Source organism: Bifidobacterium stellenboschense, from assembly GCF_000741785.1.
Lineage (GTDB): Bacteria > Actinomycetota > Actinomycetes > Actinomycetales > Bifidobacteriaceae > Bifidobacterium > Bifidobacterium stellenboschense.
Genome location: NZ_JGZP01000014.1, coordinates 148,066 through 164,919, shown reverse-complemented (window position 1 = coordinate 164,919; position 16,854 = coordinate 148,066). Strand labels below are relative to the sequence as shown.

8 protein-coding genes and 2 pseudogenes are annotated in these 16,854 nt (G+C 67.2%); 3 read left to right on the top strand and 7 right to left on the bottom strand.

Annotation, left to right across the window (positions count from 1 at the left end; translation table 11 throughout):
* The first annotated feature begins 8 nt into the window (after positions 1-8).
* From BSTEL_RS12170 to BSTEL_RS07235, 3 genes and pseudogenes are all read left to right on the top strand, one after another.
* Complete coding sequence (locus BSTEL_RS12170) at positions 9-2,591, top strand: 5-oxoprolinase subunit B/C family protein (protein ID WP_051922940.1); 2,583 nt, start codon at positions 9-11, stop codon at positions 2,589-2,591.
* Positions 2,592-2,818: 227 nt separating this feature from the next.
* Positions 2,819-4,701 (top strand): annotated as a pseudogene (locus BSTEL_RS07240) (acetyl/propionyl/methylcrotonyl-CoA carboxylase subunit alpha).
* 38 nt (positions 4,702-4,739) lie between these two features.
* Positions 4,740-5,666: a glutamate cyclase domain-containing protein gene (locus BSTEL_RS07235; RefSeq protein ID WP_034528844.1), complete on the top strand. Its 927-nt coding sequence runs from the start codon at positions 4,740-4,742 to the stop codon at positions 5,664-5,666.
* Positions 5,667-5,956: 290 nt separating this feature from the next.
* Here BSTEL_RS07235 and BSTEL_RS07230 read toward each other — a convergent pair whose 3' ends face one another.
* The 7 genes and pseudogenes from BSTEL_RS07230 to gatA all read right to left on the bottom strand — a co-directional run bounded on the left by BSTEL_RS07230 (position 5,957) and on the right by gatA (position 16,852).
* A complete protein-coding gene (locus BSTEL_RS07230) occupies positions 5,957-7,228 on the bottom strand; it encodes an ABC transporter substrate-binding protein (RefSeq protein WP_034528841.1) in 1,272 nt (423 codons plus the stop codon).
* Positions 7,229-7,752: 524 nt separating this feature from the next.
* Positions 7,753-9,882 carry a transcription termination factor Rho gene (gene rho / locus BSTEL_RS07225; protein ID WP_034528838.1) on the bottom strand — a complete coding sequence of 710 codons (2,130 nt, stop codon included), beginning with the start codon at positions 9,880-9,882 and terminating at the stop codon, positions 7,753-7,755.
* Between the two features lie 202 nt (positions 9,883-10,084).
* The gene (locus BSTEL_RS07220; protein WP_034529146.1) at positions 10,085-11,689 is read right to left on the bottom strand and encodes an NAD(P)/FAD-dependent oxidoreductase; all 1,605 of its coding nucleotides are present in this window, start codon (positions 11,687-11,689) and stop codon (positions 10,085-10,087) included.
* A 217-nt stretch (positions 11,690-11,906) separates the two neighbouring features.
* Positions 11,907-12,221: a DUF2469 domain-containing protein gene (locus BSTEL_RS07215; protein WP_033494454.1), complete on the bottom strand. Its 315-nt coding sequence runs from the start codon at positions 12,219-12,221 to the stop codon at positions 11,907-11,909.
* 464 nt (positions 12,222-12,685) lie between these two features.
* Positions 12,686-13,474: pseudogene (locus tag BSTEL_RS07210) on the bottom strand (GNAT family N-acetyltransferase); the annotation flags it as partial.
* Positions 13,475-13,770: 296 nt separating this feature from the next.
* Positions 13,771-15,270: an Asp-tRNA(Asn)/Glu-tRNA(Gln) amidotransferase subunit GatB gene (gene gatB / locus BSTEL_RS07205; protein WP_034528832.1), complete on the bottom strand. Its 1,500-nt coding sequence runs from the start codon at positions 15,268-15,270 to the stop codon at positions 13,771-13,773.
* A 31-nt stretch (positions 15,271-15,301) separates the two neighbouring features.
* Positions 15,302-16,852, bottom strand: coding sequence for an Asp-tRNA(Asn)/Glu-tRNA(Gln) amidotransferase subunit GatA (gene gatA / locus BSTEL_RS07200; protein ID WP_034528830.1), 1,551 nt, complete (start codon positions 16,850-16,852; stop codon positions 15,302-15,304).
* Positions 16,853-16,854: the final 2 nt, after the last annotated feature.

Genomic DNA, 16,854 nt, shown 5'->3' with positions numbered 1-16,854 from the left:
TGGATGCGATGACCGACGCAGGGGGCTACGTTGCGACCGGCACTGAGACCGGTACGGAGGCCGACACTGAAGCCAATGCCACGACCGCCGCGCTGCGGTTCCTACCGTGCGGCGAATCGGCGATGATCGTCGAATGTGCCGACCTGGACGCCGCGCTGCGTTTGTACGCGGCGATCGATGCGGCCGTGGACACAGCACGGTCGGCTTTTCGCGGAAGTTGTCGTGATTCCGCCGCAACCACCCCCACCCGGCTCACGCCGGGAGCATCCGCGATTACGGACGGCCTTCGGCCGACTGCGAATCGGCTCGCCTGTCGGCTCGCACATCGCCTGCAAACGCCCCCGGCGTTCGCTATACGGCGATGTCCCGCCGGCGGGGGCGAGATGATGCCGTTTGCGGCGGTGACGACGGTGCTGCCAGCGGCGCGCACGGTGTATGTGGCGTTCGATCCGCTGCTTGCGGCGATGAATATGCATGGTTCCCATGCGAACGTGTATGAATTGGGGACGGACGTGCATGGTTTGGGGACGGATGTGCAGGATTCCCGTGCGGATGTGCAGGATTTCCGGAGCATCCTGCAGTCGGAAATCACGAACCTGCACGGTGGGGCGCTGAAGACCCGTGATTCGCGGGTCGTGGAGATTCCGGTCGTGTATGACGGCGAGGATCTTGGGAACGTTGCCAAATTGCTCGGAATCAGCCTCGAACAGGTGGTCGCACGGCACTCCGGGCACCCGTGGAAGGTCGCGTTCGGCGGGTTCGCCCCCGGCTTCGACTACCTCGTAGACGGCGATCCGATCTTCGATGTACCCCGCCGGAAAGCGCCGCGTTTGGCCGTTCCCGCGGGGTCGGTGGGGCTCGCCGGCACGTTCTCCGGCGTCTATCCGCGAGCCAGTTCGGGCGGCTGGCAGCTCATCGGAAGGACCTCCGTCCCGATGTGGAACGATGCCATGGATCCGCCCGCGCTCCTCCGACCCGGCGACACCGTCCGCTTCACACCGACCCGCGCCGAAGCCACGATCCAGCGCGCTCTTCAGCCTGACACCCCACACGTTGTGCCGAAAAAACTACACAATGCATCGGAAACCCTACACGATGCGCCCTCGACCGTACAGGTTGACGGCTCGACCATGCACAACGCCCCTTTCTCCGCCCCCGCTGGCGGGACATCGCCGTATAGCGAACGCCGGGGGCGTTTGCAGGCGATGTGCGAGCCGACAGGCGAGCCAATGCACAGTCGGCCGAAGGCCGTCCATAATCGCGGATGCTCCCGCGAAGCGGGTGGGGGTGGTCAGTTGGCCAGCCCCACCCGTACCGCATCTGCCACTTCCTCTGCCCCCGCCCTTGAAGTCGTCAATCCCGGCATTCTCGCCACGTTCCAAGACGAGGGCCGCAACGCGCCCGAGATGGGCGTCACCGGTTCGGGCGCGGCCGACCCGCGGGCCTTCCGTCTGGCGAACGAACTGGTCGGGAACCCCGCGCACGCCCCGGTCATCGAATTGACCGCCGGCAACGCCTCGTTCACCGCCCACGGCGACCTCACCATCGCCGTCACCGGCGCCCCGGTCCCCATCACAATTACCGCCGCCGATCCCACCCCCGCTGGCGGATGCTCCCGCGAAGCGGGTGGGGGTGGTCATCGGACCGGCATCCGCCGCACCCCGCAACCCGCTTTCCCCATCACCCGTCAGGAGGCGTTCCTGCTGCGCGACGGCGAGACCGTGACGATCGGCACGCCCACCGCGGGCCTGCGCAACTACATCGCCGTGCGCGGCGGCTTCCAAGTCCCCACGATCCTCGATTCCGCCTCCACCGACACGATGAGCGGCATCGGGCCCGCCCCGCTCAAGCACGGCGACCTCCTCCCCGTCCGCCCCGTCTCCCGGCTCCACTCCCCTGTCACCACAATCGGCCTGCCCCAGCCGTGGCCGGACGACCTGCCGCGCGTCGCCACCGGAACCAGCACTAGCACCGCCACCGGAACCGCCGCACCCGCCCCCACCGAGCTCGCCGTCACCCTTGGCCCGCGTGATGACTGGTTCACCGACGCAGGCATCGCCACGTTCCTCGGCACCACGTGGACCGTCACCGCCCAGTCGAACCGCGTCGGCCTCCGCCTCGCCGCACCGTCTTCCGTACCAGCGGCAGCCTCCGCACCAGCTGCCACATCGGCCGTACCGTCCGTGCTCTCCCCCAGTCGGCTTCGCCGACAGCCCCCTCGACAGAGGGGGCCGATCCCAGCGTCCGCGCCGCACATGTCAGCCGCACCCGCCGCATCACCCACCGCACCCGCCACACCGGCCGCATCACTCGCCTCCCCCACCATCGAGCGCCGCGACCCGCATGCCGAACTGAAGAGCGAGGCAACGATTCCCGGCAGCATCGAAGTGCCGGGCAACGGACTGCCGCTCATCTTCCTGCGCGACCAACCGGTGACCGGCGGCTACCCGGTGATCGCCGTGCTCACCCGCGCGGCTCTCGTCACCGCCGGACAGCTCCCGCCCGGCACCCAAGTCCGCTTCATCATCAACACCCCCGCCCACAACCCGGCTCCCCTTGACAGGGGAGCTGTCCGGCGAAAGCCGGACTGAGGGGTAGACCGCCGCACCGGTCAGCCGGTCTCTCCCCCAGTCCGCTTCGCGGACAGCCCCCTCGTCAGAGGGGGCCGATTCCGCCCACAGCACCAGCCCATGTCACACCCCCGCGAAAGAAGCACCTTCCGATGCCCGCTACATCCACCACACCAGCACCCACCACACCCACACCCACCACACCACCCACCACACCAACCGCCACACCAACCGCCACCCGCTCCCGCATCTCCCGCGTCCTCGTCGCGAACCGCGGCGAGATCGCGGTTCGCATCATCCACGCGTGCCATGACACGGGCCGCACGGCCATCGCCGTCTACGCCGACCCGGACGCGGACGCCCTGTTCGTCCATCTCGCCGACGAAGCCTACGCGCTCGACGGCGCGACCTCCAAAACCACGTATCTCGACATCGCGAAGATCGTCGACATCGCGAAGAACAAGGCCCATGCGGACGCCGTGCACCCCGGCTACGGTTTCCTTTCCGAGAACGCGGATTTCGCGCAGGCGGTCATCGACGCCGGTCTTGCGTGGATCGGCCCGAGCCCGGAGACGATCCGCATGCTCGGCTCGAAGGTGGAGGCCCGCCATATCGCCGCCGAAGTGGGCGCGCCGATGGCCCCGGGCACGACGGAACCGGTGCACGACCCGGCGCAGGTGGTCGCGTTCGCGCGCGAGCATGGCCTGCCGCTTGCCATCAAGGCCGTGTACGGCGGCGGCGGTCGCGGTCTCAAGGTCGTTCACGAGCTCAAGGACGTCGAGGAGGCGTTCGTCTCCGCCACGCATGAGGCGGAGGTCGCGTTCGGCAACGGCGACTGCTTCATCGAGCGTTTCCTCGCCCGCCCGCGTCACGTGGAGGTGCAGGTACTCGGCGACGCGCATGGCCGCGTGGTCGCGGTCGGCACGCGCGACTGTTCGCTGCAACGCCGCAATCAGAAGCTCATCGAGGAGGCGCCCGCCCCGTTCCTCACGCCCGAAACCGAGGACCGGCTCAAGCACGCGGCGGTCGCGATCTGCGAGCGCGCGCGGTACACGAGCGCCGGCACGGTCGAGTTTCTGGTCGATCCGGACGGCACGATGTCGTTCATGGAGGTGAACACGCGCATCCAGGTGGAGCATCCGGTCACCGAAGTGACGAACGGCGTCGACCTGGTGGCCGCGCAGTTCGCAATCGCCGAGGGCGCGAGCGTCGGCGACGTCGTGGATGCCGACGCCGCGCCCCGCGGCCACGCGATCGAGTTCCGCATCAACGCGGAGGATCCGTCGCGCGGGTTCGTCCCGTTCCCCGGCACGATCGACGGCCTGCGCGCGCCGAGCGGTCCCGGCATCCGGTTCGATACGGGCGTCGCGGCGGGCTCGATCGTGCCGGACCAGTTCGATTCGATGCTGGCGAAGCTCGTCGTGTGGGCGCCGACGCGCGCCGCGTGCCTGGCACGCGCGCGTCGCGCCCTCGCCGAGCTGAAGATCGACGGCGTTCCGACGGTCAAGGCGTTCGACGAGACGGTCATCAACGACCCCGATTTCACCGCGATGCCCGCCGGTGCACGTGACACCGCCGTCACACGCAGTTCCCGCGATACCGCAGATGTGCGCGATGCCGCCGTCCCCTCCCCCGACCGTTTCCGCGTCTACACGCGATGGATCGAGGAGGATCTGCTGCCGCGCACGGACGCCGCGACGCTCGCGTCCGGCGCTCCCGCGCGCGCGGCGTCGCGCCGCGGCCGGTCAACGCGTGGATCGAGCTGGACGGCAGGCGCATGCGGCTCGGCCTGCCCGCCACGCTCGCCGCGTCGCTCGCGGGCGTCGGCGGCATCGGCGGCGCAATCGGCGTGGCCGGTTCCGCGGGTTCCGGCTCACCCGCGTCCGGCGTCGCGGGTGCGACCGCCGCCGACGCGCGACCGGCCGGCGCGATCCGTTCGACGATCACCGGCACGGTGGTCCGTTGGCTCGTCGATGACAGCGCGACGGTCGCCGCCGGCGATCCGGTGGTCGTGGTCGAAGCGATGAAGATGGAGACCGAAATCGACGCCCCCATCGCCGGAACCGTCCACCAGCAGGCCAAACCCGGCGACACGGTCGCCTTCGACGATCAATTGGGCGAGGTCCGCTGACCGGAGCATCTCACACACCACAAGAGAAGGGAATCATCATGGACAGCAATACCGCTTCAATCGCGAATCTCGCGAGCTGGCGCTTCTACCCGCGCATCGCACGCATCGCGAACCTGGCGGGCCGCGACGTGGGCCGCGGCTCGGAGACGCTGATGACGTTCTCGCGCGGCGACCTGTTCCGCGCGGCGCGCCAGCTCGTCACCGGCAAACCGGCGCGCGCACTCGTCGTCACCGGTTTCTACATCCCGAAGGCCGAGGTGCCGGCCGCCGAGACGGACGGCCCGCTGGGCGCGCTGGAGGTGTGCATGGCGTTGCGCGCGATCGGCGGCGACGCGTGGCTCGTCACGGACGACTGCTGCGAACCGGTGATTCGGCCGAGCGCGGCGACGATGCTGCCGGACGACCATATCCTCATCGCGCCGGTGCATGACCGGTTCGACGGCTGGATGAACGGCGTCATCGATCTGGCGAAGGCGAACAACATCGACACAATCATCTACATCGAACGCGTCGGGCCCGCGGCGGACGGCCATCCGCGCAACATGCGCGGCATCGACATCACCGAGTGGACGGCGCCGCTGAGCCGGCTCACGCAGCTGCAACTGCATACGATCGGCGTAGGCGACGGCGGCAACGAGATCGGCATGGGCCGCGTCGCCGAATACGCGATCGAGGGCGTCGTCGACCATGGCGAGAAGATCGCGTGCCGTGTGGCGACGGACGAGCTCATCGTGTCCGGAACGTCGAACTGGGGCGCGCACGCGCTCGTCTGCGCGATGCGCGCGATGGGGCAGCCGGCGATCGACCCGTATCTCAAGTCCGCGTGGCATCGCGAGACGTTGGAGACAATCGTCGCGCACGGCGGCCTCGACGGCGTCCACATGACCAACGTCGCCACCGTCGACGGTCTCGACCCGGACCGCTACTACGCCGAAATCGACGCGCTCAGCGACCTCGCGGCGTGAGCGGCCCGTGTTGTGGCCGCCCGTTTCCATTACACGTGGGTGACACACGTCCCCGCCCATACGTAGCGTACGTTCGTGACGGTATTTTCCGATTTCATCGTCGCCAACGTACACTGACGATTCCTCAGCGTACGTTGCGACGATGGTCGCCCGAAATACCGTCGCAAACGTACGCCGAGACATCATTCCGACACGACGAGGGGTGGGTTCCGGAACGTCGTCCGGAACCCACCCCCTGTCCATTACGTCTACGTCCGCGGAACTCACTACGGCCGCAAACTCCCGAAACCTCACGCCTTCGGCACGGAGCCTTCCTGCGCGTGGTCGAACACCGGCTTGTTGTCGGCGCCGAACTTGTAGATGCCGATCGACGCGGTGGACGGGTCGTGCGCGTCGTTGAACGGTCCGATGCTGGCCTGGCCCTTGTACTGGATGTCCTTGCCGTCCTTCAGCAGCGCGAGGCACGCCTTGTACGAGTCGCACTTCTCGCCGCCGCCCACGCCGGACACGGCGGGCAGGTTCTTGGCCACGGTCTTGCCGTCGGTCGCACCGCCCTTCTGCGCGGCGAGCGCGGCGAGCACCACCGCGTCATACGTTTCGGCCGCGTAGGTGAAGTCCTTGACCTTCGGATCGATCTTCTTCACGCGCGCCTGGAATTCGTCGGTCGGATGCGCGCCCGGGATGGTGCCGATGGTGCCTTCGAGGAGCCCCGCGTCGAAGTCCTCGGAATGGTCGACGGTGTTGCCATCGGTCATGTACAGCTTGTGCGTGTCGACGCCGGCGGTCTTCAACGCCTTGACGAGCGAGACGGTCTGATCGAACGCGATGACGAGCACCGCGTCCGGGTTGGACGCCTTCACGGCGGTGGCGATCGACGAGAAGTTCGTCTCGGTCGGGTCGAAGGTGTCCTTCTCGCCGTAGACGACGTTCACGCCCGCGTCCTCGACGGTCTTGACGACCACGTCACGCAACGACGTGCCGTATTCGTCGTTGAACACCGTGATGGCGAGGTTCTTCACGCCCGCCTGGGCGATGACCTGGCCGAGCACGGCGCCCTGCACGGTGTCCGGCGGAATCGTGCGGAAGAAGAGCTTGTCGAGTCCGCTGAACGCGGTGGAGGTGGCGCCGTTGGAGATCATCGGCACGCCGGCCGCGGTCACCTGCTTGTAGCTGTTCTTGACGACGGAGCTGGACGGCGGGCCGATCACGACGGACGGGTTCTTCGTGAGCACGGATTGCGCGGCGGCCGTGTTCTGGTCGGCGTGGTCCGCGTCGGAGGTGTCGGCGGTGGTGCTCGACGCGTCCTTGCCGAGCACGCCGCCGGCCGCATTGATGTCCTCCACGGCGAGTTTCAGCGTCGCCACGTTGGACGGTCCGATGTACGCCATCGAGCCGGTGGACGGGAACAGTCCGGCCGCCAGGAACGTGCCGGAGCCGCCCGAATCGCCGCTCGCGCTCGACCCGGACGAACCGCAGCCCGCCAGCGCCATCGATGCGGCGGCGACCAGCGCCGTCAACGCCATGATCCGCGTATGTGTCTTCTTCGTTCGTACCTGCTTCATAACCTCATCACGTTCCTCTCTATACGCCGTGACGCCGCCTGCCGATTGCTGCCAATCGCCGCCGTGTCGATGGTTCGACACGGTTGCGGCGATCGTTGCGATGGGATTCCCCGACCGGATGGCCGGGATTGCAGATGGTGTCCACGACTGGTGATGTCGGGATTCTCGCTGTGATTCGTATGAACCGTTTCGCTTGAATCTTGGTTCCCGACGGTACGAGTCGCGTGATTCGGCCACATTGTTCCCGTGTAACCGCCCGGTGACGCCCGAAAACCCGCGGAAACGCGGTGTACTCACCGGTAATCGGCCCGAAACGAACGAGCCCCGTCCGTAACACAGTTACGAACAGGGCTGTGGAATGGCGGTCATCCGCCCCCGGCGCGGGGCTGTCGCGGATAAAGGCTGTCCCGGTCCGGCTCGTTCGACATCCGCCCCGCTGGCGGGGGCTGTCGGCGAAGCCGACTGGGGGTGGTCAGTCGGTCGGCCAATCAGACATCAGCCGACCAGCCAACCGACTCCCCCACTCAGTTGCCGTTGACCGTGCCGCCGCCGGTCTGCTGCACGATCGCGGCGAGGAAGTCGCGGTTCGTGGCGGTCTTCTTGAGGCGCGGCACGAGCGTCTGGTACGCCTGCTCGGGCTCCATGCCGCCGAGCAGTCGGCGCAGTCGGTAGACGACCGGCAGTTCCTGCGGCGCAGTGATGAGCTCCTCGCGGCGCGTGCCGGACGCGTTGATGTCGATGGCCGGGAAGAGTCGCTTGTCCGCGAGTTCGCGCGACAGGCGCAGCTCCATGTTGCCGGTGCCCTTGAACTCCTCGAAGATCACCTCGTCCATCTTGGAGCCGGTTTCGACCAGCGCGGAGGCGATGATGGTCAGCGAGCCGCCGTTCTCGATGTTGCGGGCCGCGCCGAAGAACTTCTTCGGCGGGTACAGGGCCTGCGCGTCGACGCCGCCGGAGAGGATGCGGCCGGAGGCGGGCGCGGCGATGTTGTAGGCGCGCGCGAGTCGGGTCATCGAGTCGAGCAGCACGACCACGTCCTGGCCGAGTTCCACGAGTCGCTTCGCGCGTTCGATGGCGAGTTCGGCGACGGTGGTGTGGTCGGAGGCGGGGCGGTCGAAGGTCGAGGAGATGACCTCGCCCTGCACGGTGCGCTCCATGTCGGTGACTTCCTCGGGGCGCTCGTCCACGAGCACGACCATCAGGTGGACTTCCGGGTTGTTCGCGGTGATCGAGTTGGCGATGTTCTGCAGCGTGATCGTCTTGCCGGCCTTCGGCGGGGAGACGATCAGGCCGCGCTGGCCCTTGCCGATCGGCGAGACGATGTCCATGATGCGGCCGGTCAGCTTGTTCGGCGTGGTCTCCTGCTTGAGGCGCTCCTGCGGGTACAGCGGCGTCAGCTTGTTGAACTGCGGGCGGTTCAGCGCCTGTTCGACGGTCATCCCGTTGATCGAATCGATGGACTGCAGCGGCACGAACTTCTGACGCTGGTTGCGGCGGTCGCCCTCACGCGGCGCGCGGATGGCGCCATGCACGGCGTCGCCCTTGCGAAGGCCGTACTCCTTGACCTGTCCCATCGAGACGTACACGTCGTTCGGGCCCGGCAGGTAGCCGGACGTGCGCACGAACGCGTAGGAGTCGAGCACGTCGACGATGCCGGCGACCGGCACGAGATCGTTCTGGTCGCCGCGCATGTTGCGGTCGCCGCGATCGTCGAACCGCAGGTCGCGCACGTCGCGGTCGTTGCGGTCCATGTCGCGGCGGTCGTCACGGTTGTTGCGGCGGTCGTCGCGCTCGTCGAAGTCGCGTCCGCGACCGCGCAGACGACGGCCGCGACGATCCGCGTGATCGTCGCGCGCGTCGCCGCGGTCGCGACGGTCGTTGCGATTGGCGCGGTCGTTGCGGCCACGACGCGGCTCCTCGTCGTCGTCCTTGCGCGGCGCGTTGTCCTGCGTGGGGAGCGTGGCGAGGATGTCGTCGAGGTCGCGCACGACCTCCTCCTGCGGCTCCTTCTCCTCGGACGGGCGACGGCGGCGACGCACGTTCGCGACGATGATCTCGTCGCCGTTCTCGTCGATGGTGTGGCGGCGGCCGCGCGGATGCTCCGGCTCCTCGGTCGCCTTGCCGAGGTCGAGCGTGTCGAGCAGATGCGTGGTGTCGATGAGCGGCGTGTCGGCCGCGGCGTTGGTGCGGCGGTCGCGGCGGGCCGGACGGTCCTCGGCATCGTCCTTGCGCGCATTGCGACGGGACTTCGGCGCGGGGAAGTCGATGGCGTCGATCGCGGATTCCGCGGTCTTGTCGGCGGTAGACTCGGCGGGTGCCGCGGGCGCGTCGGCGTTCTGTGCGGCGGCGTTCTGTTCGACGGGGGCCGGGGCGGCGGCCTGCTCGGTCGCGGCGGTCTTCGGCTCGGCGGCGGTCTGCTCGCCGGTCTTCGCCGCGATCTTCGCGCTCTTGGCGGTCGACTTCGCGGCCTTCGTGGTCTTCTTCGGCGCGCGCACGGTGACGCCTTCGGGGGCCGCACCGCCGGATCGGGCCGCCTGCAGCGTGGCGAGCAACTCCGGCTTGCGCATGGTGGACGTACCGCGCAGACCCATCTGCTTGGCGAGCTCCTTGAGCTCCGGCAGCTTCATATCCTCAAGATTCTGGCTATTGGCCACGGTGTTCTTACCTTTCCACAGCGCCCACCGTTACGGCATACCGCACCGGCACGCGCCTGAAATGTGATTGCGGCCTCGGCCGCTACGAAACGTTCGCCGCAATGCAATGCCCGCGAACTGCACTCACTCTACAACGTCGAGCCGACCAACGCAAAAGCCCCCTCGGAGAACCGAGGGGGCTTCAACGGGATGCGTCTACCGACTACTTCTGTTCATGATAACTTTTATCCGTGTTGACGGACCACACGTTCTTCTTCGAGGTCTTGCCGGACTTGATGTTGCCGACGGCCTCGATGGCGGTGGCCATGGAGTGATCCATGTTGTTGTAGCGGTGCTGGCCGTTGCGGCCGACGCAGTAGAGGTTGCCGAATCCGTCGAGGTATTCGACGAGCTCGTCCATGCGCGAGTAGGTGTCGAAGTAGGCGGGGTACGCCTTCTTGACGCGTTCGCGGTGCGAGTCGAGCACGTCGGCGGGGCCGGCGATGACGTGCATGCGGGTGAGCTCGGCGATGGCGAACTTGGTGGCCTCCTCCTCGCTCATGTTCCAGAAGGCGTCGCCTTCCTCGCAGAAGTATTCGAGGCCGATCCACACGGTGTCGTCGACGTCCTTGACGAGGTACGGGCTCCAGTTGTTGAAGATCTGGAGGCGACCGACCTTGTAGCCCGGGTCCTGCACATAGATCCAGCAGTCCGGCACGATCGGCGGGTTGCCGAGGGTGGGGATGTCGGTGGTGTTCTTGAGGCGCAGGTGCTTGACGAGCAGGCCGACGGTGACGAAGTCGCGGTACGGCAGGCCGTTGGCGACCTCGACCATGTCGGCGGGGGCGTGCGTGCCGTCGACGGACTCGCGGCCGGCGTCGATCGCGTTGACGAGGTCCTTGACCGGCATCGAGGAGATGAACTGGTCGGCGGTGAGCTCCTTGCGGTTGCCTTCGGAATCCTCGGTCACGACGGACGTGATGTGGCCGCCGTCCTGACGGACCTCGACGACCTTCGCATCGGTGACGACCTTGACGCCGGCGGCCTCGCAGTTGTGCTCGACGGTCTCCCACAGCTGGCCGGGACCGTACTTCGGGTACCAGAACTCCTCGATGAGGGAGGTCTCCACTTCGGCGTTGGAACGCTTCTTGGGCATGAGCTTCTGGAACGCGTTCTTGAGCACGCCCAGGATGGACAGGCCCTTGACGCGCTGCGCGCCCCAGTCGGCGGAGATCTGGGAGGGGTGGCGTCCCCACAGCTTCTCCGTGTAGCCCTCGAAGAACATCGAGTACAGCTTGCGGCCGAAGCGGTTGATGTAGAAGTTCTCCAGATTGTCTTCGGGGAGCTTGTGGATCATCGACTTGAGGTAGGAGAAGCCGGCGACCATGGTCAGCTTGAAGCCCATCGCCTTGAGCGTGTTGGGGCTCAGGGAGATCGGGTAGTCGAAGAAGTGGCGGTTCCAGTAGATGCGGGAGACGCGGTGACGCTTGAGCATCACCTTGTCTTCCTTCTCCGGATCGGGGCCGCCCGGCTCCATGTCGTGCTCGCGGCCGAGCTTCTTGTCGTCGTAGGAGGGCGCGCCCTGCAGCGGCAGGACGTCCTTCCACCAGTCCATGATGCGGTCGTCCTTCGAGAAGAAACGGTGGCCGCCGATGTCCATGCGGTTGCCGTTATGCTTCACGGTACGCGAGATACCGCCGAATTCGCGGGTCTCCTCCAGAACGGTGACGTCATACTTGTCGGCGCCGCCGTCCTTGATGAGCTCCCATGCCGCGGTCAGGCCCGCCGGGCCGCCGCCGATGATCACCACGGATTGCTTGTCGGTCACGTTCATCTCCTTAAAACAAAAATCACGCATATCCTACCGGAGCGCCCGGAACCGCACGCCGCTCCTGTGCATTTCCTCACATATGCCCCAACTTGTGCACGTTCTCAATGCGCTCCGGCATCCAGGAAAAGGCATCGGCGCACAACCAGCCCGCACACCCAGCGTCGCATCCCGTGCCGCGCCCTTCGCGCCGCACCTGTATCGTCGGTGGATGCCGTCAGTGGATGTCGTCCGGAATGTCGATGTCGGTCTTCTGCACTTCCTCCACGTTGACGTCCTTGAACGTCACGATGCGCACGTTCTTCACGAACCTGCTCGGACGGTACACGTCCCACACCCACGCGTCGGTGAGCTGCACGTCGAAGTAGACGTCCTGCCCGGCGGAACGCACGTTGAAGTCCACCTTGTTCGCCAGATAGAAGCGGCGCTCGGTCTCCACCACGTAGGTGAACAGCTTGATGACGTCGCGGTATTCCTTGTACAGCGCCAGTTCGGCGTCGGTTTCGTAGTTGTCGAGATCCTCGGCACTCATGTCTATCGCTTGTCCTTCGATGCTTGGGTCGTCCGGTCCGGCGCGGCTCCGTGCCGCACCGTCCCTCGCAAACCAACGGACCGCATCGCGGCAATCCCGTCGCCGATGCGGCCCGTCTCGTTCTGTCGTACTCTACCGGCTACCACTGTAGCGGTAGCCCGCCCTATCCGTCGTTGCCGTCATTTCTCCGACTCGCGTTTGCGCCCGCGGCCGAGCGTGCGCCACCACGCGTCCTTGGACGTCTTGCGTTCGCTCTGCCCGTACGGCCAGTTGCTTTCCTCGTCCGGTTCGGCGGCGTGCGCGGCCGTCGCCGGTTCCGTGTGCTTCGGCGGCAGTCCGAGGCGTGCGCGCGCCTCGTCGGGCGTCATGTGGTGCGCGTCGTCGCGACTCGGCGCGTCCGTGGCGGCGGTGCGCCGCGCGTCCCGTCGGTCCGCGTCGGCGTCCTGCGCCGCGCCGTCGGTACGCTGCTGGATGGCGATCGAGTGTTCGCGCGCGCTCAGCGCCTCCTTCACGCCGGGATTGTCCTCGATGACGTGCATGCCGAACGCGTCGAGCGAGCGGATCGGATCGTATTCGTCGACGAGCGTGTCCATGACGATGAGGTCCTGGTATTTGCCGCTGACCGGATCCCACAGCGCGTCGCGCGACGTGCCGGACGGCTCGAATCCGAGCGACTGGTAGACGGACACGGACCGCGAGTTCTGCTCGGGCACGGCCACCCAGATGCGGTGCATGCCGAGGCCGGCGGGTTCGGGCGCGAAACCGTAGGTCATGACGCGCGGCATCGCGTCACGCGAGTAGCCGCGGCCGCGGTAGTCCTCGCCGAGGATGACCTGGATGCGCGCGGACTTGGACCAGCCGTCGATGTCGATGAGGAAGATCATGCCGATGACGTTGCCGGTGGATGCGGCGTCGGTCTTGTGGTCCATGTCGTGGTCGGCGTCGGTGAGCAACGCCCACGCCATCGTGCGACGGGATTCCGGATCACCCACGCCGGATTCGCTGGGCGCCCGGCCTTCCGTCCAGGCGACGGAACGACGGACCCACGCGTGGACGACGGCGCGTTCGGCGGCCGCATCCTTGCCGGTGATCTTGGTGGCGCCGCTGAAGGCCTCCAGCTCGTCGAGCTTGGGGAGATCCTCCACGGTGGCGGGACGCAGATGCACCATTTCGCCGCGGATGGGCGGAATCACGATGCGCTCCGGCAGGTCTCGCCGCGGCTCGGCCACCGTTGCTTCCGTGTGCTCAGTCATTTCCTTGTCCAATCCCTCGCATTCGTTCGCCTGATCGGTATCGCCTCATTGAAACCAATCATTGACGAAACTATCCTACTCGTCTGCATAAACCCTGAAAGCCCCCTGACCGCTTTTCCGCACCTCACCCTTTGCTCCCGCCGGCGGGAGCTGTCGGCAAAGCCGACTGAGGGTGGTCCCGGTCCGCCGCATCGGGGGCCACAGACGCAGCTATCCATGCGATGCCCCTTCTCCTCACATGACAAAGGGGCCGAGCGGTTTCCCGCTCGACCCCTTCAGCCGACCGAACCAGCCAATCAGCCCTTGATCTTGCCCATGACGATCTTGGTGACGGCCTTCGCGTCGGCCTGGCCGCGCGTCGCCCGCATCACGGCGCCGATGATCACGCCCATCGGCTTCATGTTGCCGCTCTTGAGCTTCTCGACGACGTCCGGGTTGGCCTCGAACGCCGCGTCCACCGCCGCCTCGATGGCACCGGAGTCCTCGACGATCTTGTAGCCGTGCTTCTTGACGACCTCGTCCGGCGTGCCTTCACCGGCGAGCACGCCGGCGATGGTCTGCTTGGCGAGCTTGTCGTTGAGCTTGCCGTCGGCGATGAGCTTCTCGACCTCGGCCACGTCGGCCGGGGTGACGGGCAGCTCTTCGAGCGAAACGCCCTTCGCGTTGGCTTCGCGGGAGAGCTCGCCGAGCCACCACTTGCGCGCGCCGCCGGCGGTCGCGCCGGCCTTGACGGTCTCCTCGATCAGGTCGAGGGCGTCGGCGTTGAGAATGTCGCGCAGCTGCAGGTCGGTCAGACCCCATTCGGCCTTGAGACGGTTGCGGCGTTCGCGCGGCATCTCCGGCATCTGCGCCTCCATCTCGGCGATGTGCTCCTTGGTGATGTGGAGCATGACCAGATCCGGATCCGGGAAGTAGCGGTAGTCGTCGGCGTCGGACTTGAGACGGCCGCCAGCGGTGGTCTGCGTGGCCTCGTCCCAGTGACGGGTCTCCTGCAGGATCTCCTTGCCTTCGTCGAGGCGCGCGGCCTGACGGCGGATCTCGTACTGGATGGTCTTCTCGATGCCACGGAACGAGTTCACGTTCTTGGTCTCGGAACGGGTGCCGTACGGGGCGTCCGCGGAGGGGCGCAGCGACACGTTCACGTCGGCGCGCATGTTGCCCTGCTCCATGCGGGCGTGGGAGATGCCCAGCGCGCGCACGATGTCGCGGATGGCGCGCATGTACGCGCCGGCGATCTCCGGAGCGCGGTCGCCCGCGCCCTCGATCGGCTTGGTCACGATCTCGATGAGCGGCACGCCGGCGCGGTTGTAGTCGACCAGCGAGTGGTCGGCGCCTTCGATACGGCCGTCGGCGCCACCCACGTGGGTGTTCTTGCCGGCGTCGTCCTCGATGTGGGCGCGCTCGATCGGCACGCGGAAGACGGTGCCGTCCTCCAGCTCGACGTCCAGGTAGCCGTTGCCGTTGGTCGGCTTGTCGTACTGGGAGATCTGGTAGTCGCGCGGCATGTCCGGGTAGAAGTAGTTCTTGCGGGCGAACTGGCTCCACTCGGCGATTTCGCAGTGCAGGGCGAGACCCAGCTTGATCGCGTAGTCGACGGCCGTCTTGTTGACGACCGGCAGCGAGCCGGGCAGGCCGAGGCTCACCGGGGTGAGCTGGGTGTTCGGCTCGCCGCCGAAGCTTACTTCGGCCGGGCAGAACAGCTTGGTCTTCGTGCACAGCTCGACGTGCGTCTCCAGGCCGAACACCACATCGTACTTCTTGGTGGCATCGGCGTACTTCATCAGTTTTTCAGCCATGATGTTGCTTTCCTGTTCCTTCCGATGCGGGTCACTTGGCAGAACCGGCGAGACCGTCGAGCCACGGGGCCTTGAGGTCCTTCCAGATCGGACCGTTCCAGTCCTCTTCGAGCGCGGCTTCGAGCGCGGCGGCGGGCTTGTACATGACCTCGTCGCGCTGCTGCGGCGCGATGAACTGGAAGCCGACCGGCAGGCCGTCGTCGGACAGGCCGGCCGGGATCGACATGGCGGGCACGCCGGCGAGGTTCGCCGGGATGGTCGCGATGTCGTTCATGTACATGGCCAGCGGGTCGGACGTCTTCTCGCCGAGCTTGAACGCGGTGGTCGGGCTGGTCGGGCAGACGAGCACGTCGACCTGTTCGAACGCCTTCTTGAAGTCCTCGATGATAAGTGTGCGCACCTTCTGCGCGGAGCCGTACCAGGCGTCGTAGTAGCCGGCGGACAGCGCGTAGGTGCCGAGGATGATGCGGCGCTTGACCTCGTCGCCGAAGCCGGCCTCACGCGTGTAGGCCATCATGTTGGCGGCGGTCTGCGGCACGCCGGCCGGCGGCATCACGCGCAGGCCGTAGCGCATGCCGTCGTAGCGGGCCAGGTTGGAGCTGACCTCGGACGGCATGATGATGTAGTACGCGCCGAGCGCGTATTCGAGGCGCGGGCAGGAGACCTCGACGACTTCGGCGCCCATCTCCTTGAGCTTGTCGACGGCCTCGTTGAAGCGAGCCGAGACGCCGGCCTGGAAGCCGTCGCCGCTGAGCTCCTTGATGAGGCCGACCTTCACGCCCTTGAGGTCGCGCTTCGCGCCTTCGCGCGCGGCGGCGACCATCGGACGCGGGCCCTCCGGGATGGAGGTGGAGTCGCGGCGGTCGTTGCCGCCGATGATCTCCTGCAGCAGCGCGGAGTCGAGCACAGTGCGGGAGACCGGGCCGATCTGGTCGAGCGAGGAGGCCATGGCGATCGCGCCGAAGCGGGAGACGCCGCCGTAGGTCGGCTTCACGCCGACGGTGCCGGTCAGCGCGCCCGGCTGGCGGATGGAGCCGCCGGTGTCGGTGCCGAGGGCGAGCGGGGCCTCGAACGCGGCCACCGCGGAGGCGGAGCCGCCGCCGGAACCGCCGGGCACGCGGTCGGTATCCCACGGGTTGTGGGTGGTCTGGTAGGCGGAGTGCTCGGTGGAGGAGCCCTGCGCGAACTCGTCCAGGTTGGTCTTGCCGAGAATCGGCATGCCGGCGGCCTTGAGCTTCTCGATCACGGTCGCGTCGTACGGCGGAACCCAGCCTTCGAGGATCTTCGAGGCGGCGGTCGTCTCGATGCCCTTGGTGACGATCATGTCCTTGATGGCGATCGGCACGCCGGCCAGCTGCGGCAGGGCGGCCTTCTCGTCCGCGGACTTCGCGTCGAAGGCGTCGGCCTGTTCGCGGGCCACGTCGCCGGAGACCTTGAGGAACGCCTTGATGCTCGGCTCGGCGGCCTCGATCACGGCGAGGTGCGCGTCGACCAGCTCACGGCTGGAGACGTCGCCCTTCTTGATGGCCGCGCCCATCTCGGCGGCGGACAGCTTGACGAGTTCGTTGGTTGCTTCGGTCATAT